The organism is Acinetobacter sp. YH12200 (genome assembly GCF_013418175.1).
GTDB classification, from domain to species: Bacteria; Pseudomonadota; Gammaproteobacteria; order Pseudomonadales; family Moraxellaceae; genus Acinetobacter; species Acinetobacter pseudolwoffii.
Genome location: NZ_VPCO01000008.1, coordinates 117,792 through 136,607, shown reverse-complemented (window position 1 = coordinate 136,607; position 18,816 = coordinate 117,792). Strand labels below are relative to the sequence as shown.

Sequence of the window (18,816 nt, the reverse complement as noted above, 5' to 3'; positions counted from 1 at the left end):
AGAAAGTAACTTAGACCAGTGTTGATCATTCAGCATTGTACGAGGCATAGCGAGAAGTAAATTTGGTTTGGCGATTAAATTTTACTTTCTCGCTATTTTTTTGAACAGAAAATGTCAACAGACCCTAGTGTAATGTACCGAGAATCTACAATTTCTCGGTACATATTCATTTGACGGATAGGCTGAGATCAGGGTAAGCAACTAAAATCAGCTGAGCTTTATTTAGCCTAAGTAACTTATGAATCATCTGCAAAATTAAATTGTGAGCTCATTTCTAAAACGGCTCAATTTCATCTGCAACCAAATTATTCCTGATTCACCTGATATTCCTGGATCACTTCAAGTGCCGCCCGAAATGCCTCCTGAGTTGCTGGTGCACCGCAATATGGCAGGCTATGGAGTAACACTTCCTGAATTTCCTCAACCGTCGCACCGTTGTTAAGAGCGCCCCGAATATGGCCTTTTAGTTCAGTGGGGCTTTTTTGAGCCGTAAGGAAAGCAATGGTAATTAAAGAACGATATTTACGTGGCAATACACCTTCACGTTGCCAGGTTGAACCCCAGGCATGTTCATTAATCCAGTCTTGTAGAGGCTGGGTAAAAGGCACGGTATTTTCCTGTGCACGTTTGACAAAGCTTTCGCCCATGACATCAGTACGCACTTTCAGGCCATTTTCATAATCTTGTTGTGACATGGTTTACCCTCAATTTTCTTATAGCTCTAGCTTAGTGCTTTTTATGCGAAATACCATCGTGCCATAGTCGTAAAAAAGTGGCTAAAAAGCCACTTGGAAAGGTTCTAAAGTGAAATATTCAACTACGATCCCACTTTGGAATTTATGACACCTTTGGTCAAAGTTTGATTTAAGGCGAAGTTGAGTGTAAAGGATCGGTTTGAACAGAAGTATCGGTTCCTGTCGCATCTGCTTTACGAATATGGGGGTTCTCCAACTCCAATACTTCCTGTAAATGCAGATCAAAGACATCTGTGAGCATGCTGTCATAACGACGTGCATTATAGTGAAGCAGTTTTTCTGCTTCTCCATCATTAATAAAGCCATGTTGCTGTGCATCTGTCACATGCTCGGCAAAGCTTAAACCTTTAAACTGACCTTTGTTTTCAGCTTTTTTAAAGCGATCCCAAAGCTGTTCAATATCCAGTAGCAAAGCGAAAGTCGATTCCATGCGTCCAGTGACATCAGTTTCATGGGTATTGTAATAGACATGCTTTTTCAATACCTGACGGAATGCGTTATTTTCCATCATGCTATTTGCAACCTGCTGTTTAAGCTGGTCTGAGGGTTTGTGTACGGGACGGCCAAATGGGAAACATAACAGTTTGACCATGCCTGCTGCTGCACCGGCCGGGAAGTTAGCAAATAAATCATAAAATGCTTCCTGCGCTGTATAGAGTGACTTTTCTATTGCAAGCTGTGCATGCAAACGTTCAGCTTCAGTCTTTTTGCTATGCTCAAAATACTTCAGAATAGAGGAGGCAATAAACAGGTGAGCATGAATATCGGCGAGACGTCCGGACAGCATTTCTTTGCGTTTGATATCGCCTGCCAGCAAACCCAGACACATGTCTGCGGTTAAGGCAAAGTTGGCGCTCAGCCGGTTAATGACCTTGTAATAAGGTCGGGTAAACTCAACCGCACTTTGAGGTGCTGTACTTGAACCACCCGTAAATGCGTAGGCAAAGGAACGGGCGGTACGGTTAAAGGTATAACCCAGATGTTTAAACAGTAAATGATCAAAAGGCTTGAGTGCTGCTGCCGGGTCTTCAGCCTGTAAGAGTTGTAACTCTTCATAAAGATAAGGATGACAGCGCATTGAACCCTGACCGAAAATCATCAGGGAACGACTGAGAATATTTGCACCTTCAACGGTAATGGAGACAGGAATTGCCTGATAATAAGGTGCCAGAAAATTACGTGGCCCCATCTGAATGGCGCGGCCACCGACCACATCCATCCCGTGATTTACCACCTTACGCATTCCCTCCGTGGCATAGTATTTGGCAATCGCTGTCATTACAGCAGGCTTGCCGCCCTGATTAAGGCCACAAGTCACCAGATAACGGAAAGCTTCCAGCATATAGGTATCACTGGCAATTTCACTATTGGCTTCCTGAACACCTTCAAACTTGCCGACTGAAATTTTAAATTGTTGACGGATTCGGGAAAAAGCCCCGACATTTAAATAAGTCATTTCTGCCGCAGAAGTAGACAGTGCCGGTAGGGAAATGCCACGACCCACAGCCAGACATTCCATCAGCATGCGCCAGCCCTTACCGGCATTTTTTACGCCACCAATAATCCAGTCCAGAGGAATAAATACATCTTTACCTTCAACTGTACCATTCATGAATGGTGGGCCGGGATTATGACGAGGACCTACTTGCACCCCTTCGTGACTGGCAGGTAGCAGGGCACAGGTAATACCATATTCTGTCTGCTCGCCCAAAAGATGATCCGGGTCATACATTTTAAAGGCCAGACCTACCACTGTTGCAATGGGTGCCAGCGTAATCCAGCGTTTGGAAAAATTCATTCGCAAGCCTAGGACTTCCTGACCTTCAAACTGGCCATAGCAGACCACGCCAGTATCGGGAATAGCGCCTGCATCAGAGCCGGCTTCAGGACTGGTCAGGCCGAAACAGGGAATTTCTTCACCTCGCGCCAGGCCCGGCAGGTAACGGTTTTTCTGTTCCTCAGTACCATAATGCAGCAATAGTTCACCCGGGCCGAGAGAGTTCGGTACCATGCAACTCACGGCCGTGGTGAGGGAGCGAGAGGAAATCTTGCTCATCACCCGGCTTTGAGCAAAAGAACTAAATGCGCGACCACCATATTCTTTGGGAATAATCAGGCCCAAAAAACCATGCTCCTTAATATATTGCCAGACATGATCAGGCAGCGCTTTCTGCTCGTGAATTTCCCATTCATCCAGCATGCTGCACAAGGTTTCAACTTCATTGTCCAGAAAGGCCTGTTCTTCTAGCGAGAGTTTTGGATAAGGATAGCTATTAAAGGTTTCCCAGTTCGGTGCACCCATAAACAGTTCTTTTTCCCACCAGCTGGTTCCAGAGTCGAGTGCTTCACGCTCTGTCGGACTGATGCTCGGCATGGCATTGGCCAGTGCTTTATAGGCCGGTCTGGAAATAAACGACATGCGCAAAGGGTCGATTATCACCACGAGGCTGATCAGGATGAGCGGGATACCAAGAATCAGTGACCACGGACTAAGAAAGGCACAGACCACTGACACGACCATCAGCACGATTGCACCTGCACTACGCGAGAGCTGAAAATAGAAAACTGCCCATAAACTCAGTAATAGCAGTAGCACAGCGAAAATAAATGACATTGTTATATTTCTCCAGATTTATACAACACTGGCTTTGTCTGGATTTCTCGGATATTTCACCACCGTTCATTCATTTTTAGTCGTTCGAGAATCAGACAGGTTTAGCATTGGATTTGTGAGAATGATCTTTTTAAGTATGGCAACGATATGTTTAAGTCTTGCATCTATTTTGAGGTTGTTGGAAAAATGATCAATCTTCAAGTGAGAACGCGCAAAGAAATGTGAAGATAAGTAATGACTTAATCTTTATCTAAAATAAAAAATGGGGTTTAACGCTCAGTAAAATTTTAATATGGATATTAAAAAGCCCTCTACTGGAGAGTAAAGCTGATCAGTTAAAGAATTTAGAAATAGACTCTTTAACTGCTTAGTCGTTCAAGGTCGTTCAAGATGGAGTCTTAACTTTTTAAATCAAATATTTGTAAATCATTTGTTACTTTGGTTTTGCCCAAATGAGAAGCGAAACTTCGCAAGGAAGGCATCTTGTGATCCCTCACTGCAAAACTCGTCAGCCACTATCGACTCGTCAATTTGTCATGGAAACCATCATTTTTTTAATCTTACGGTGCAATACACCTGATGCCTCAAACAGTTGCGGATGACTTTGCTATCTATCAAATATAATACTGAATTTAAAAAAGAAAATGCCAGTCAATTGCTTAACTGACTGGCATTACTCTACTTGAGAGGGCTTTTATTTCATTGGTTTAAACAGGACTAAGCTTCAATGGCCTGAACAGCAATTTTCTTGGCAGGGTCAGTTTTACGACGCACTGCTGGAACCGGTTCGCCATAGTATTGACGATCGGCAAAGTAGCTTGAACGAACCATGGGTGCTGCCCAGATATTGCGGAAGCCCAGTTTTTGGCCATGTTCGGTATAACGTTCGAATTCTTCAGGGGTCACAAAGCGATCAATCGCTGCATGTTCTTTAGAAGGCTGTAGATACTGACCAATCGTCACATAGTCCACGCCGTGTGCATGTAAATCGTCAAGTAAGGCAAGCACTTCTTCTTCAGTCTCACCAATACCGACCATCAGGCCACATTTGGTTGGAATATTCGGGCAATATTCTTTAAACATTTTTAACAGGTTTAAAGAGTGCTGATAATCAGAACCTGGACGCATCGCTTTATATAAACGCGGCACTGTTTCAATATTATGATTAAACACATCGGGTGGACATTCGGTCATGATGCGCAGTGCAATATCCATACGGCCACGGAAGTCCGGTACCAAAATTTCAAGTAAAGTTTTTGGACTTAAAGCACGTGCTTCTTTAATACAATCGACAAAATGCTGCGCACCACCATCGAGTAAGTCATCACGGTCTACAGAGGTAATCACGGCATATTTCAACCCAAGATTAGCAATGGTTTCGGCCATGTGGCGCGGTTCATCTGCATCCAATGCATTTGGCCGACCATGTGCTACATCGCAAAATGGACAGCGACGGGTACAGATATCACCCATAATCATAAAGGTTGCGGTACCGCCACCAAAACATTCAGGCAGGTTTGGACAGGCTGCTTCTTCACAGACAGTATGTAGTTTTTGCTCGCGAAGCGTTGTTTTAATCCGTTGTACTTCTTCCGGCGCTGCCATCTTTACGCGAATCCAGTCCGGCTTACGTGGTGTTTCAACCGTAGGGATCACTTTTACAGGAATACGAGCGACTTTCTCTGCGCCACGAAGTTTGACACCCTGTTCAGGTTTACGGTTTTCAGACATATTCAACTTTTCCACTGTTTTTGAAGGGGGAGATGATCAAAGATAGCGCGTTTATTATAACGAACTTAGCTATAAATAGGGCAAAAAGGGGTATTCATTTAAAAAATGTTCTCATCAACCAATATATGTGAGTTAAATACACAAAATCAACAGGATTTACGTCATAATAAGCAGGTAGATTAAAGTGAATTTTTTAATTTTGAGGAGCGTTGAATGCCACGTAAAAAAGAGGTCGTTAGTGGGACTTTCGTTAAATATGATGCGGTAGTTCTAGGTTCGGGCCCTGCGGGCGAAGGCGCGGCAATGAAACTTGCCAAATCTGGTAAGCGTGTTGCAATCGTTGAGATGCGTGAACAGCTAGGTGGTAACTGTACCCATGTAGGTACCATTCCAAGTAAAGCATTGCGTCAAACGGTATCCAGTATTATCCGTTATCAACGTGATCCACTGTTTCAGAAAGTTGGGGACTGGAAACAGTTCACCATGAAGCAAGTATTGCGTCATGCGCATAAAGTGATTCAACAACAAGTAGATACACATTCACGGTTCTATGACCGTAACAAGATCGATATCTATCATGGTCGAGCCTATGTTCAGGATCAACATACTATTTTTGTATTTAGTCCAGATGGCATTAAAGAAACCTTGATGTTTAAGCAACTGGTCATTGCCAGCGGTTCGCGTCCGTATCGCCCAGAAATTCTTGATTTTAATCATCCTCGTGTATTTGATTCAGATAAAATTCTGGATCTGGACTTTTCTATCCAGAAAATCATCATTTATGGCGCAGGTGTAATTGGCTGTGAATATGCATCGATTTTCATTGGTCTTGGGCATAAAGTTGATTTAATCAATACCCAGCACAAACTGTTAAGCTATCTGGATGATGAAATTTCCGATGCGCTGTCTTATCACTTGCGTGAGCAAGGTGTGCTGATTCGTCACAATGAACAGATCGACTTTTTAGAAACATTTGATGATCATGTGGTGATGCACACGCAAAGCGGTAAAAAAATTAAAGCCGATGCAATTTTGTGGTGTAACGGCCGTTCAGGCAATACCGATGGTTTGGGGCTGGAAAATGTCGGCCTGAAACCAAACAGCCGTGGTCAGTTGACGGTAAATGATCAATATCAGACTGAAGTTGAAAATATCTATGCTGCCGGTGATGTAATCGGTTGGCCGTCGCTTGCATCTGCTGCTTATGACCAAGGTCGTTGCGCGGGTGCCAATATGAGCGGTGAGCCAGATGTTGCCCCCGTCACTGATATTCCAACCGGAATCTATACCATTCCCGAGATTTCTTCGATTGGTAAAACTGAACAGCAGTTGACTGAAGAAAAAATTCCGTATGAAGTCGGTCAGGCCTCGTTCCGTCATTTGGCGCGTGCGCAAATTACCGGTGACACTATGGGCGAATTAAAGATTTTGTTCCATCGTGAAACGCTGGAAGTTTTGGGTGTACATTGCTTCGGTAATAATGCATCTGAAATTATCCACATTGGTCAGGCGGTGATGAACAGTCCAAACAATACGATCAAGTATTTTGTGGAAACCACGTTTAACTATCCGACGATGGCGGAAGCCTACCGTGTAGCGACACTCAATGGTATGAATCGTTTATTCTAAGCGAGATGTTTGCCTTGGATTTAAAAAACCCGTAAGTGAAGGCTTGCGGGTTTTTTGTTTTAAATGCTTTAAATCAGCTAGAAGATAAAGCATTGACCAATTCAATTCGGATGAAGATAAAGTTGATTAACTTGGTTTTTAAGCAGCCATTTTTCGGCATTCTTCTGCACAACGGCGACAGGCTTCTGCACATTGCTGACAATGTTCATGTTGGTGCTGACTGCATTCCTCTGCGCAATAATCACAAGCCTTGGCACACAGCTCGCAGATTTCCTGCATAAAAGGCGATTGCTTCTGCTCCATACGCGCGCAGAGCTGACAAATATCGGCACAATCCAGACAACGCTGGATGCATTCACGCATCATTTCTACATGTTCTTCTTTTAAGCAGGCAGCTGCACAAGCAGTACAGGTGAGGGAGCAGCTCATACAGGTTTGAACACAATCTGACAAATGACTGGTATTCATCTTTTTCTCCTTAAGGCGATAAACATATTCATGACTGAATACGCTAAGCAGAAAAAGGAAAACACACTAGGTTAATTAGGTGAGAAAAAGTAAAGAATAACTTGGTTATGTAAAAGGATATACGAAAGAATCTTATATTCATCAAGCTTGAAAAATAAAATTCACTCGAGCAGAACTGGCAATATCCCAAAAATAAAACACCATTGAGGTGGTTAGTTCCTCAATGGTGAAAGTGTATACCTCGCTGATCTAATTATTCTGGAAGGCTGGATCGTCCTTTTTTTATTATGATGTTTCTCATTAATACAGGCGACTACCGGCAAGACTGATCCGTTTGAGTAAATGGTGCTGATCGGCTGGAAAAGGACGACTGGAATGTAAAGTCTCGGAATTTTCTTGTTCATAAGCATCTAAGAAAATTGCCGATTGAAACAAAATTAAAAAAGTAATGATCGAAAGTTTATAAATAACCTTGTATTTTTATTATTCTATTGATTATGAATCATTTAAGGTATTGTGCTGTGAATTGTGTTTATTTAGCTGAGTAAATTTCAGCAGTTTAATGCGCACAAAAGGCCTGATTAAAGTATTCAAACAGCTGCGGTGTCTGGATCCATAATGCCACCGACAGAGCAAATAAAAGCAAGAGCGCCACAGCAATCGAGATTTTGAGTATGAGCATAGAATCAGTCATGCACAATTTGCTCCTCATTGACCCAGAAATGTACCAATACGCCAAAAATGCTTAAGGCAATCGACAGCATCCAGACAGCATTATAATTACCACTCAAGTCATGATTGACTCCACCAAGATAACCACCGAAAAACGAGCCGACCTGATGGGTAAAAAACACGATACCGCTGAGCATGGTCAGGTATTTCACCCCGAACATATTCGCCACAATGCCGTTGGTGAGCGGAACGGTCGATAGCCAGAGTAATCCCATAATGACACCAAAGGCATAGACTGTCCATGTGCTCAGTGGCAGCATGAGAAAGGCAGTAATTGCGATCCCGCGTAAGCCATAGAGACCCATCAACAAATGCGGTTTGGAATATTTACCCCCGAGCCAGCCTGCAGTATAGGTGCCGACCACATTAAATAGACCCACCAATGCCAGAAAAATAGTCCCTGTGGTGGCATTAAAATCGTGATCAATCAGATAACCCGGCAGGTGAATGCCAATAAATACCACCTGGAAACCGCAGACAAAAAAGCCCATAGACAGAAACCAGAAGGGTTTATGATTTTTCACTACCAGCAGAATCTGTTTAAAACTGAGGGACACTTTATTGGGTGTAGATGCTGCATTTGGATGAATATACATTGGTGCTTTCAGCATCCAGGCCAGTGGTACAATCAGGGCAATCAAAATCGCACTGACCACCAATGCTCCTGACCAACCGACATTCTGTAACAGCAACAGGGTCGAAGGCAGCATGATAAACTGGCCAAAAGATCCGGCCGCACTGGCAATACCCATCGCCAGACTGCGTTTTTCTGGTGGTGCAGCACGTCCTACAGCAGACAGTAAAACCGGAAAAGATGTTGCAGACAGGGCCAGACCTAAAATCAGGCCCACACTCAGATTTAACAGCAGTCCAGTAGAACTGACCGCCATGAGTAGCAAGCCCACGGCATAGAGTGCCCCACCTAAGGCAACGACAATCTTGCTGCCATATTTATCTGCGAAGGCTCCAGTAATGGGTTGTACTGCTCCCCAGATCAGGTTTTGCATGGCAATCGCCAAGCTAAAAACATTATGTCCCCAACCAAATTCATCACTCATCGGCACCAGATAAAGACCAAATGCATGACGTACGCCCAATGACAATGCCAGAATGATAGCGGAGCCAATCAGCATAAAAATAAGCGCTTTGGAAAATGGAGTATCGGACATAGGGCAGGCAGGCAGATAAAGTCAGCGCTTATAGTATTCGATTCAGGTAAAGGAGGCGATAAAATAAAAATTGATCGAAAGATAAATTTTTTTTATCAATATTTTAAGCCTAAAAAAACGGCCGAAGCCGTTTTTCTGAAACCTGATATTGAACTTAGAAACGCATGCCAATACCTGCATAGGCCAGAATCGGATTAATCTCAATATCTGCCTTGGAACGAATCAGTTCGCCCAACGTACTATCAGTGACGGTAATGGTTGTATCATTTTTCAGATGTGCGTAGGAGACTGAGCCGACCGCAAACCAGGTATCATTAAAGTCATAACTGAAGCCAACCGTAGCGACAGGGGCAAAGACATCTGAGGCTTCAAGTTTTACTTTAGGATCGGCTTCACTTAGCTTACCTTCAAGGGAAGCACCAGCATTGCCTTGTTTAATATTGGCAATCATATGTCCAGCAGCAATCAGGTCCTGCTCGGTACGCGAGTTGATTTCCAGTTCATTAAAATAGGCATACATCACACCTAAGCCGACATAAGGACGAAATTTATTCACTCCGGTTTTACCAAAGTGATACTGGAATTCAACGGCAGGTGTCCAGGCACGGGCCGAGGCAGCAGGGCCATAGGCTTCCAAGTCTGTAATCAGAAGATCATTGGCCAATTCAAGGTTGCCTAAGGCACCCCCCAGGGGGGTTGCGATGGCCGAAAATGGGGCATAGATTTTACCACTGCCTTGTAAATCCACTTTGGGTGGAATACCAGCTTTCACTTCAAAGGAAATATGATCAGTAAAATAGTAATTGGTCATGATGCCTAAAGTCGTAACATCATCGGCTTCCAGACCAGTCCCTGGATTATTCCATTGTTCTAAACCTTGAATGGTGGCTTGCCCACTGAGGGGAGCCGAGATTTCGGGTAGGTTTAAAGCTAAATCGAGTAAAGGCGGGATTTTATAACCTTCACGAATATTGTCGCGTACAGTACTTGACTTGACTGCCCCGACATCACTTACTTCACCATTTTTGACCGCAGTATTGACTGCAAAAGATTGGGCCTTACCTTGTGGCATCACATGCAGTGCACCCACAGACACAGAAAAGCGTTTAAAGCCATCTCCATCCTGTAGACTAAAATAAGGCGAATCTGCGTGGGCGACCATAGGTAAAGTGGCAAGGCCTGCCATACATGCCAGCATTGTTTTCATTGATTTGGAACTCCATGTCCAGTGTATTTATTCGTTTTTCTAGTTCACTAATTATGTGAACTTCATTAAAAAATTCAGTTATAGAACAATAGATCAAAGGTTAACCATCGGTTAAGATTGGTAGCTTTTGTGTGTTTTTTGTATGCAAGGTTTGAGCTGTTAACAAAGAAACATCTGTAAAATAAGTCTTTTAAAATGTAGACAGTTAGTTTAAGTAGAGAAAAATCTGGTTTTTATCTCAGCAGAATTTCGATTTTTTAAGTCCTCAATATAGGTTTTTGTTCCTGAATGAGGCCGATTTTTGCAGCAAGTCGTTTAGGAATGAATTGATTTTTTGCTTTCCGTGCTTGAGCTCCAAATAGCACTAACAGAATTTATCCAAGATCCTGCTACCCAGTTGCTTGAGTTTTTTTGTACAATAGGCGCATATATTATTGAGTGAATCATATGAGCACCCAAACACCTCCCAAAAAAAAGCCTCTGGTTAATTTACCTTTCCCGATCAAACAAGCGGAGCAAAATGCTGCGGAAGAAGTTCTGGAAGATTTAAGACCAAGACCGCAGCGTTATGCTGACCGTACCTGGATGCCGCCACGCGGTACGCGTCGTTCAATGGGTAAACGTTAATTGGTCGAACTCAAAAAGCTATGATGAGTCATGGCTTTTTTTGTGTAAATTTTTAGATATTCAGCAATTAATATTTCATCTATTTCCTTATTTCTCGAGCAGATAAAACCCTGGCCAGATTTTTCTCATTTCTCATTTCTCATTTGCATGATCTTGATCGAATACATGCAGCATCTCAAAAAGCTCATCGCTAGGGCGTGTCCTCATTTGAAAAATTGGTTTTAAATACTTAAAATCCTCCTTTAAGCTCTTTTGATTTCTATATTTTTTCAATGGCACGTACTCTTCTCACCGATGATATCTGGCAGCAAATTCAAGATACTATGCGATTACACGGTTGTTACTGTTCAAAGAATAGTAGAAATATCATGGAAGCGATCTTATGGAAACTGCGTACAGGCGCCACATGGCGTGATATTCCCCAAGAATTTTGTCCTTGGCAAACTGCTTACAATCGCTTTAATCGTTGGGCAAGCAAGGGATTGTGGGATAAATTTTTTTTAGATTACGAGGCATCTTGGATCAAGAATGGGTATTCATTGACGGAAGCTACATACGCGTGCATCAACATGCAAGTGGAGCTCGGCATGGTTTCGAAAGAGCAATTGGACAATCACGCGGTGGACGAACAACAAAAATACATCTTGCAACCGACGCGAATGGATTACCGATTGATTTTAAAATCACTGAGGGTGACGTCCACGACAGTCAAGTTGCAAAACAACTGATTGATACGGTAGACGAGGCAACTTATCTCATTGCTGATAAGGGGTATGATGCTGAGCACATTAGAATATATGCCAAGAACAAGAATATGATTCCCATTATTCCATTGAGATCAAACAGTAAGAGATCGAATAAGGAATTTGATAAATATCTATATAAATTAAGACATTTAGTTGAAAATGCTTTTGCGAGATTAAAACATTTCCGTGCTATTGCAACTCGATTTGATAAACTGGCACGCAATTATAAATCTATGATTCGTATAGCCTGTATATTTATTTGGTGCAAAGCCAAATGAGGACACACCCTAAGCAGAATAAAATAATTAGTTGATCTATTGACCTTGCACATCTTATACCCATAAAAAAAGCCAATTCAGAAATTGGCTTTTAGAGAGATAAGTTATTAGCGAATGCTTTTACGTGCTTTATTTTCCGGTTTTGGTGGGGCAATTTCTCGCTGTTCTTGCCAGACATCAATAAAGTCTTTTTCATTAATATTATACAGCTCAAGTAGCGCTAAAATCACACCCCCAAACAGCATGGCACCTTCGGAATGACTCTGAAAATCGACCAGTTTGGTATTTAGATTATGCAGGATATCTTCAATTTCGAAGACCCGTTCCCGCCCATTGCTGTCGGTCGGATAGATCTGGGTATTTAAAATAATCCTCGCCAGACTTTTTTCATTTTCGGTCAATGGCAATTCTTCAATCAGTTCATCAGTCGCAGGATTTAAAATGACTGAATCGCGAAAAATCGTATGTAGGAAGTTTGCGCTTAATTTGGGTAGAGGCTTTTCCACAAAAGGGCGGAAAGATTGCGGGAAAATGACATTGCGTGAAATGCCTTTAAACATCGGTGCAATTTCTTCGACTTTATAACCTGCGATCCCGCATCCTAAAGACGTAATAAAATATTTATTTTTAGAATGGTTTTTGGTGTAAATCTTGAAGTCATCAATATAGTGCTGGATTTGTGACAACGGCATTTGCTGCAAATGCTCGTTCATGGTGGGAATCGCATAGCTTTGACCCGACCAGCCACGACCGACGCCCATCACTGCACCAAAATGCTCAAGCGCTGTTCTTGCTGCACCTGCACCATGCTGTCCAGCCAGATTGCTGCCAAAAACAAACACGGTATTTTCCGGAAGGGATTTAACAATACTTTCATCGTGATAGTGGTAAGTCATAATTGTCTATTCGAGGCCATCCTGATCTTCATGTTGCCTTTGATCGGGGTTGGGGTCAAGTAAAAAGCAGGGATGGCCTGAATGTTGAAAGACTGACTAAATATGAGAATTCTCAACATATTTCTCGACTGTCATCATCTGTTGGATTTCGGTATTTTGGCTATGGAATCTGCTCCGGCAAGTCTGAAATCTGCTAAAATTCCTGATCCGCATTCGAGTTGAGACATGTAGCTGTGACTGATAAGCAACCCTTTGAATTAGTAACCAGTTATCAACCCGCAGGTGATCAGCCACAGGCCATTGAAAAGCTGGTCAAGGGTATTGAACAGGGCTTTCATGATCAGCTTTTACTGGGCGTTACCGGGTCGGGTAAGACTTATACCATGGCCAATGTAATTGCACAGACCCAGCGTCCGACCATTGTCATGGCACATAACAAAACGCTGGCTGCACAGCTTTATGGCGAATTTAAAGCATTTTTCCCGAATAACGCCGTCGAGTATTTTGTCAGTTATTATGATTATTATCAGCCGGAAGCTTATGTGCCATCTTCAGATACTTTTATCGAGAAAGATGCCGCAATTAATGACCATATTGACCAGATGCGTCTTTCCGCGACCCGATCATTATTAGAACGTCGTGATGCAATTATTGTCGCATCAGTTTCTGCAATTTATGGTTTGGGTGATCCGAATGCCTACATGAGCATGTTGCTGCATGTGGTGGAAGGCGACCGCATTGGTCGTGATGACATTATCCGCCGTCTGGTCGAAATGCAGTATTCGCGTAATGAACTGGAATTTCTGCGCGGTACTTATCGTATTCGTGGGGAAATTATCGATATTTTTCCGGCAGAATCGGATCAGGATGCCATCCGGATTGAACTGTTTGATGATGAAGTCGACTCCATCCGCTGGTTTGATCCACTGACCGGAAAAATGGTGCGCAAAGTCCCGCGGGTGACGATTTATCCCAAAAGTCACTATGTCACGCCAAAAGACAATTTATCCCGCGCGATTGAAACCATTCGGGAAGAACTCAAAGAACGACTGGTGTTCTTTCGTGAAAATGACAAATTGCTGGAAGCGCAGCGGATTGAACAGCGTACCCGTTATGATCTGGAAATGATGCAGCAGTTGGGCTATACCAATGGCATCGAAAACTACTCGCGTCATTTGTCTGGACGTCCTTCAGGCGAGGCGCCGCCAACCTTGTTCGATTATATTCCCGATGATGCCTTGCTGATTATTGATGAATCGCATGTGACTGTGCCACAAATTGGTGCCATGTATAAAGGCGACCGTTCGCGCAAAGAAAATCTGGTGAATTACGGCTTCCGTTTGCCAAGCGCGCTAGATAACCGCCCGATGAAATTTGAAGAATGGGAACGCATTGTCCCGACCACCGTTTATGTCAGCGCAACGCCAGCACGTTATGAACTGGAAAAATCGCAGCAGATTGTCGAGCAGGTGGTACGTCCGACCGGTCTGATCGATCCTGAAATTGAAATTCGTCCGGTACTGACGCAAGTCGATGATGTACTTTCAGAAATTAATCTGCGCAAAGATATCAATGAGCGGGTACTGGTCACCACCTTGACCAAGCGCATGGCAGAAGACCTGACCTCTTATTTAAAAGAGTACGGGATTAAGGTCGCTTATTTACACTCGGATATCGACACCGTTGAGCGCGTCAAGATTATTCATGAGCTGCGTACTGGCGTACACGATGTGCTGGTCGGGATTAACCTGCTGCGTGAAGGTCTGGATATGCCGGAAGTGTCACTGGTTGCGATTCTGGATGCCGATAAAGAAGGTTTCCTGCGTTCTGAGCGTTCTCTCATTCAGACTATCGGGCGTGCTGCGCGTAACCTGAAAGGGAGGGCGATTTTGTATGCAGATCGAATAACTGACTCAATGCAAAAAGCCATTGATGAGACAGATCGACGTCGTGCCAAGCAGATTCAGTTTAATGAAGAGCATGGTATTACTCCGCGTAGCGCAGTCCGTCAGGTAATCAAGGAAATTGATACCGGTGAAATATTGGATGATGATTCAATTGAATTGAAAGCTTCTGATCAGGCGCGCGCGATCAGTGCAGATGAACGACATATCATGGCAGACCCGAAAATGTTTGCGAAGCATATTAACAAGCTTGAAAAGGAAATGCTGAAAGCCTCTAAAGAGTTACAGTTTGAGCAGGCTGCACGTCTGCGTGATGAAATTTTGCGCTTAAAAGCCCAGATGTTTGATTGATTTTTTTTACATGAAGTTTTATTTCGATGACCTAAAGTCAATCATAAACCAAACATAATGTAACAAATCAAGTGCTTGGATAAGGCTATTGTAAGAACAGAAAATTTTTAAATAAATATTTTGTGAACATATAATAGGTATTTTTATGACAACTCAAAATTCTTCAGGTAATGGATTGAAGCTGGCAAAAATTGCTGTGGGTAGTGCGGTTCTTCTCGGTTTGGGCGCTGCTACTATGGCCTATGCGAAAGAGGAGCCATTACCGACTATTGAGAAAGTTGAACTGGACCGTTATCTGGGAACATGGTACGAAGTAGCACGCAAGCCTTTGTATTTTCAAAATAAGTGTGATCGTGATGTCACAGCGACCTATACTTTAAATGAAAATGGCAATATCGTGGTGGATAACCGCTGCATTAAAAAAGATGGTAGACAAACCCAGTCGCTGGGCGAGGCATTTGTGCAAAATCCACCACAGAATACCAAGTTAAAAGTCAGTTTCTTGCCGGACTTTATTCGCTGGATTCCGGTCGCTCGTGGCGATTATTGGGTCTTAAAACTGGATGAAAATTATCAAACTGTTCTGGTCGGTGAGCCTAAACGTAAATATATGTGGATACTCTCACGTAATCCACAACTGGATAAAAATGTGGTGAATGAATATTTGCAATATGCACAGTCTGTGGGTTATGACCTGAGTGATGTGATTCATACCAAACAAACGCAAAGATAGAAATATCTTCTTAATCGAAACCATGCTTAGGCATGGTTTTTTATTTTTATGAGCAAAAATATATTTCAAAGTAGGGTAGTGATTTCACTTTAAATAGATGAAGCATCAAGCTTTCTAGTGTACTAATCGTTATAATGCCGGCGAATGAAAGTAGAGTTTGACTATGTATAAAGGCATTGCGTTATCTGTATTGGCCTCGGTGGTTTTCGGGGTGCTCTATGTATTTACGCCTTTCTTGCAGCCTTTAGATAGTGAACAGACCTTTGCCTGGCGCATGCTGGCCACAATTCCGTTTTTAACTGCCTTTATGTGGTGGTCGGGTGATCTGCAACATATCAGCAGTATCTTTAAGCGGGTTTTGCAGCAACCTGCCTTGTTGATCTGGCTGCTGATCAGCTCCCTGTTATGTACCACACAATTATGGCTGTTCTTGTGGGGCCCTATCAATGGTCGTGGCCTAGAAGTCTCACTCGGCTATTTTTTGTTGCCTCTGGTGATGGTGCTGGTCGGCTGTATGCTCTATAAAGAGAAATTATCATCATTCCAGATGGTCGCTGTCGCTTTGGCGGTATTGGGTGTGGGGCATGAGATCTGGCGAATTGGTTCAATTGCATGGGAAACGGTCTATGTGGCTTTGGCCTATCCTTTGTATTTCTTCATGCGGCGTAAATTTGCTACGGATCATCTGGGGGGCTTCTGGTGGGATCTATTTCTGATTTTGCCCGCTGCATTTTATCTGGGTTTTATTTATAGCGACTCGATGCAGCTCATGTTAAATCATTCTCATTTAATCTGGGCAGTATTGGTATTGGGTTTTTTGAGCGCACTGGGACTCGGTAGCTATATTCTCGCCAGCCGATATTTACCCTTTGTGATCTTTGGATTGTTGAGTTATCTGGAACCTGTGCTGTTGGCCTTTGCCTCGATGGCTTTGGGGGAGCGTGTGGAAGCTGGCGAGTGGCTGACTTATATTCCAATTTGGCTTGCCGTATTGGTGCTGGTGATTGAAGGAATTCTGCATCTATTTAAGCAGCGTAAACAGCAATTAGCGCTTAAAAAAAATCTGGCAAACTATCAGGATCGACTAGACTCTTAAAATTAAAAAGAGATCGAATGAATAAACAACATTTAACAAATTTCTGCTCCGTACGGGAAAACGCATGCTTTTAAAATTTTTGAATGCAAAATCATTTAGCTAATTGCAACTATTTCCCAGATTTATAGTGAATATACGTTAAAAACCACTCGTCTCGGTGAGCTTTTGATTCAAAGTTGCCTCCAATTCCATTACAATTATGGGGTTTTGAAATTTATGCCTAGATTTACAATTAATTAGAGGACGTATCTGTGAGCAAAGACACTATCGTTGCCCTACATGCAGAGCACCAAGGTCGCTGGAAAAACCGTGAAGAACTTGCGGAACGCATGATTGCCCTTGTTGGTCAGTTATATCGTGAAAAAAATATTGTAGCTACAGTTTATGGTCGCTCTTTAATTAACCGTTCTGTGATTCAGATCTTGAAAGCACACCGCCGTACTCGCGTACTCGATGTTGAACTTTCGGTTGTAAATACATTCCCAATTCTTGAAGCATTGGCGAAAGTTGAGAACATCGGTTCTGCTGAAGTTGATCTAGGTAAACTTGCTGTTGAATTTAAAGAAAAAGGCGGCGACATCGATGCATTTGTTGCAGACGCTGTTAAATCTCTAGAAGGTAATGCTGCTGCTGTAGAACATAAAGACGTAGTTCTTTATGGTTTCGGTCGTATCGGTCGTATCCTGGCACGTTTGATGATTGGTCAATCAGGTCTGGGTCGCGGTCTTAGCCTGAAAGCAATCGTGGTTCGTAAATCATCTGATGGTGATTTGGAAAAACGTGCATCTCTACTGCGTCGTGACTCGATTCATGGCCCATTTGCAGGCACGATTTCTGTAGATGAAGAAAACGAAGCAATTATTGCAAACGGTAACTTCATTAAAGTGATCTATGCGTCTAATCCTTCTGAAGTGGATTACACAGCATATGGTATTAACAATGCACTTGTAATCGACAACACTGGTAAATGGCGTGATGCTGAAGGTCTTGCTCAACACCTGAAATGCCCGGGCGCTGCTCGTGTTATTTTGACTGCACCTGGTAAAGGTGACATGAAGAATGTGGTTTACGGTGTGAACCAGGCGGACATCCTTGCTGAAGATAGCATCATCTCTGCTGCAAGCTGTACGACTAACGCAATTACTCCAACACTGAAAGTATTGCATGATAAATACACCGTGTTAAATGGTCATGTTGAAACAGTTCACTCGTTCACAAACGACCAGAACTTGATCGATAACTACCATAAAGCGGACCGTCGTGGCCGTGCTGCAACATTGAACATGGTTATTACTGAAACTGGCGCAGCGAAAGCAGTTGCTAAAGCGCTGCCAGCACTTCAAGGTAAATTGACAGGTAATTCTGTACGTGTTCCTACGCCAAATGTATCACTTGCAATTCTTAACCTGACTTTAGGTCAAGACGTTGATCGTGATGAAGTAAACGAATATATTCGTCAGATTTCAATCGGTTCGATCCTTCAAGGTCAAATCGGTTATACCAACTCGACTGAAGTGGTCTCTTCTGACTTTATTGGTTCACGCACTGCAGGTGTATTTGACGCGCAAGCAACAATCACTTCAGGCAACCGTTTAACTGCTTATGTTTGGTACGATAACGAAGTGGGTTATAGCTGCCAGGTATTACGTATTGCTGAACAAATGGGCGGCGTAAGCTATCCTAAAGTTCCTGCAGAAACAAATGCATAATTTGTTGATGTAGTTTAAAAAAGAGTCTCTATGGAGGCTCTTTTTTTATACTTATTTTTTATTGAAGTCGGGTGGATTCGATTCAATCACGAAATGTAAATCAGCTTGCTGACGAAATATTAATCTGTTAGCTTACAAAGAGTAAGTATATTAAAATCAGTAAGTAATAAA

General features: G+C 42.8%; 15 protein-coding genes and 1 pseudogene. 7 read left to right on the top strand and 9 right to left on the bottom strand.

The window, feature by feature from the left end; all coding sequences use genetic code 11:
• Nucleotides 1–305: 305 nt before the first annotated feature.
• The 3 genes from FTU90_RS07470 to lipA form a co-directional block, all read right to left on the bottom strand.
• Nucleotides 306–695, bottom strand: coding sequence for a carboxymuconolactone decarboxylase family protein (locus FTU90_RS07470; protein WP_180072151.1), 390 nt, complete (start codon nt 693–695; stop codon nt 306–308).
• 169 nt (nt 696–864) lie between these two features.
• Nucleotides 865–3,369: an acyl-CoA dehydrogenase gene (locus FTU90_RS07465; RefSeq protein WP_100357210.1), complete on the bottom strand. Its 2,505-nt coding sequence runs from the start codon at nt 3,367–3,369 to the stop codon at nt 865–867.
• A gap of 717 nt (nt 3,370–4,086) precedes the next feature.
• Complete coding sequence (gene lipA, locus FTU90_RS07460) at nt 4,087–5,100, bottom strand: lipoyl synthase (RefSeq protein ID WP_180072149.1); 1,014 nt, start codon at nt 5,098–5,100, stop codon at nt 4,087–4,089.
• Nucleotides 5,101–5,313: 213 nt separating this feature from the next.
• Between lipA and sthA the strand changes: the two genes are divergently transcribed.
• Entirely contained in the window at nt 5,314–6,729 is a 1,416-nt protein-coding gene (sthA, locus tag FTU90_RS07455) for a Si-specific NAD(P)(+) transhydrogenase (protein ID WP_100328758.1), read from the top strand.
• A gap of 138 nt (nt 6,730–6,867) precedes the next feature.
• On the opposite strand, the gene FTU90_RS07450 is transcribed toward sthA, so the two are convergent.
• The 5 genes and pseudogenes from FTU90_RS07450 to FTU90_RS07440 all read right to left on the bottom strand — a co-directional run bounded on the left by FTU90_RS07450 (nt 6,868) and on the right by FTU90_RS07440 (nt 10,305).
• The gene (locus FTU90_RS07450) at nt 6,868–7,197 is read right to left on the bottom strand and encodes a four-helix bundle copper-binding protein (protein WP_100534368.1); all 330 of its coding nucleotides are present in this window, start codon (nt 7,195–7,197) and stop codon (nt 6,868–6,870) included.
• A 300-nt stretch (nt 7,198–7,497) separates the two neighbouring features.
• Nucleotides 7,498–7,593, bottom strand: a pseudogene (locus FTU90_RS16080) (TauD/TfdA family dioxygenase); the annotation flags it as partial.
• 163 nt (nt 7,594–7,756) lie between these two features.
• Nucleotides 7,757–7,891: a hypothetical protein gene (locus FTU90_RS16075; protein WP_005096435.1), complete on the bottom strand. Its 135-nt coding sequence runs from the start codon at nt 7,889–7,891 to the stop codon at nt 7,757–7,759.
• Nucleotides 7,884–9,098: an MFS transporter gene (locus tag FTU90_RS07445; RefSeq protein ID WP_180072147.1), complete on the bottom strand. Its 1,215-nt coding sequence runs from the start codon at nt 9,096–9,098 to the stop codon at nt 7,884–7,886. Before FTU90_RS07445 ends, FTU90_RS16075 begins: the two co-directional genes overlap by 8 nt.
• A gap of 154 nt (nt 9,099–9,252) precedes the next feature.
• Complete coding sequence (locus FTU90_RS07440; protein ID WP_100534366.1) at nt 9,253–10,305, bottom strand: OmpW family protein; 1,053 nt, start codon at nt 10,303–10,305, stop codon at nt 9,253–9,255.
• A 447-nt stretch (nt 10,306–10,752) separates the two neighbouring features.
• Here FTU90_RS07440 and FTU90_RS07435 point away from each other — a divergent pair, with 447 nt between their 5' ends.
• On the top strand, nt 10,753–10,932 hold the full coding sequence (locus FTU90_RS07435; RefSeq protein ID WP_004646507.1) for a hypothetical protein: 180 nt from the start codon (nt 10,753–10,755) through the stop codon (nt 10,930–10,932).
• A 272-nt stretch (nt 10,933–11,204) separates the two neighbouring features.
• Nucleotides 11,205–11,956, top strand: a protein-coding gene (locus FTU90_RS07430; RefSeq protein ID WP_373685564.1) for an IS5 family transposase whose coding sequence is annotated in 2 segments (ribosomal slippage) — nt 11,205–11,439 and nt 11,439–11,956 — 753 coding nt in all. Because the reading frame shifts where the segments join, the coding sequence is not laid out codon by codon here.
• Nucleotides 11,957–12,063: 107 nt separating this feature from the next.
• Here FTU90_RS07430 and FTU90_RS07425 read toward each other — a convergent pair.
• Entirely contained in the window at nt 12,064–12,852 is a 789-nt protein-coding gene (locus FTU90_RS07425; RefSeq protein WP_005171774.1) for a hypothetical protein, read from the bottom strand.
• A gap of 233 nt (nt 12,853–13,085) precedes the next feature.
• On the opposite strand from FTU90_RS07425, the gene uvrB reads away from it, so the two are divergent.
• The 4 genes from uvrB (at nt 13,086) to FTU90_RS07405 (ending at nt 18,645) form a co-directional block, all read left to right on the top strand.
• Nucleotides 13,086–15,107 (top strand): excinuclease ABC subunit UvrB, encoded by a 2,022-nt coding sequence (uvrB, locus tag FTU90_RS07420; RefSeq protein ID WP_005096439.1) that lies wholly within the window; start codon nt 13,086–13,088, stop codon nt 15,105–15,107.
• Between the two features lie 145 nt (nt 15,108–15,252).
• Nucleotides 15,253–15,840 (top strand): lipocalin family protein, encoded by a 588-nt coding sequence (locus FTU90_RS07415; RefSeq protein ID WP_159138012.1) that lies wholly within the window; start codon nt 15,253–15,255, stop codon nt 15,838–15,840.
• Between the two features lie 163 nt (nt 15,841–16,003).
• The gene (gene rarD / locus FTU90_RS07410) at nt 16,004–16,936 is read left to right on the top strand and encodes an EamA family transporter RarD (protein ID WP_074383018.1); all 933 of its coding nucleotides are present in this window, start codon (nt 16,004–16,006) and stop codon (nt 16,934–16,936) included.
• Between the two features lie 251 nt (nt 16,937–17,187).
• On the top strand, nt 17,188–18,645 hold the full coding sequence (locus FTU90_RS07405) for a glyceraldehyde-3-phosphate dehydrogenase (RefSeq protein ID WP_005096443.1): 1,458 nt from the start codon (nt 17,188–17,190) through the stop codon (nt 18,643–18,645).
• The last annotated feature ends 171 nt before the right edge of the window (nt 18,646–18,816 follow it).

Excerpts from the sequence above, each read along its gene's own strand:
- FTU90_RS16075 (WP_005096435.1), bottom strand. The coding sequence starts at position 7,891 with ATGACTGATTCTATGCTCATACTCAAAATCTCGATTGCTGTGGCGCTC.
- FTU90_RS07465 (WP_100357210.1), bottom strand. The coding sequence starts at position 3,369 with ATGTCATTTATTTTCGCTGTGCTACTGCTATTACTGAGTTTATGGGCA.
- FTU90_RS07440 (WP_100534366.1), bottom strand. The coding sequence starts at position 10,305 with ATGAAAACAATGCTGGCATGTATGGCAGGCCTTGCCACTTTACCTATG.
- FTU90_RS07415 (WP_159138012.1), top strand. The coding sequence starts at position 15,253 with ATGACAACTCAAAATTCTTCAGGTAATGGATTGAAGCTGGCAAAAATT.
- sthA (WP_100328758.1), top strand. The coding sequence starts at position 5,314 with ATGCCACGTAAAAAAGAGGTCGTTAGTGGGACTTTCGTTAAATATGAT.
- FTU90_RS07450 (WP_100534368.1), bottom strand. The coding sequence starts at position 7,197 with ATGAATACCAGTCATTTGTCAGATTGTGTTCAAACCTGTATGAGCTGC.
- FTU90_RS07470 (WP_180072151.1), bottom strand. The coding sequence starts at position 695 with ATGTCACAACAAGATTATGAAAATGGCCTGAAAGTGCGTACTGATGTC.
- lipA (WP_180072149.1), bottom strand. The coding sequence starts at position 5,100 with ATGTCTGAAAACCGTAAACCTGAACAGGGTGTCAAACTTCGTGGCGCA.
- FTU90_RS07435 (WP_004646507.1), top strand. The coding sequence starts at position 10,753 with ATGAGCACCCAAACACCTCCCAAAAAAAAGCCTCTGGTTAATTTACCT.
- FTU90_RS07445 (WP_180072147.1), bottom strand. The coding sequence starts at position 9,098 with ATGTCCGATACTCCATTTTCCAAAGCGCTTATTTTTATGCTGATTGGC.
- rarD (WP_074383018.1), top strand. The coding sequence starts at position 16,004 with ATGTATAAAGGCATTGCGTTATCTGTATTGGCCTCGGTGGTTTTCGGG.
- FTU90_RS07425 (WP_005171774.1), bottom strand. The coding sequence starts at position 12,852 with ATGACTTACCACTATCACGATGAAAGTATTGTTAAATCCCTTCCGGAA.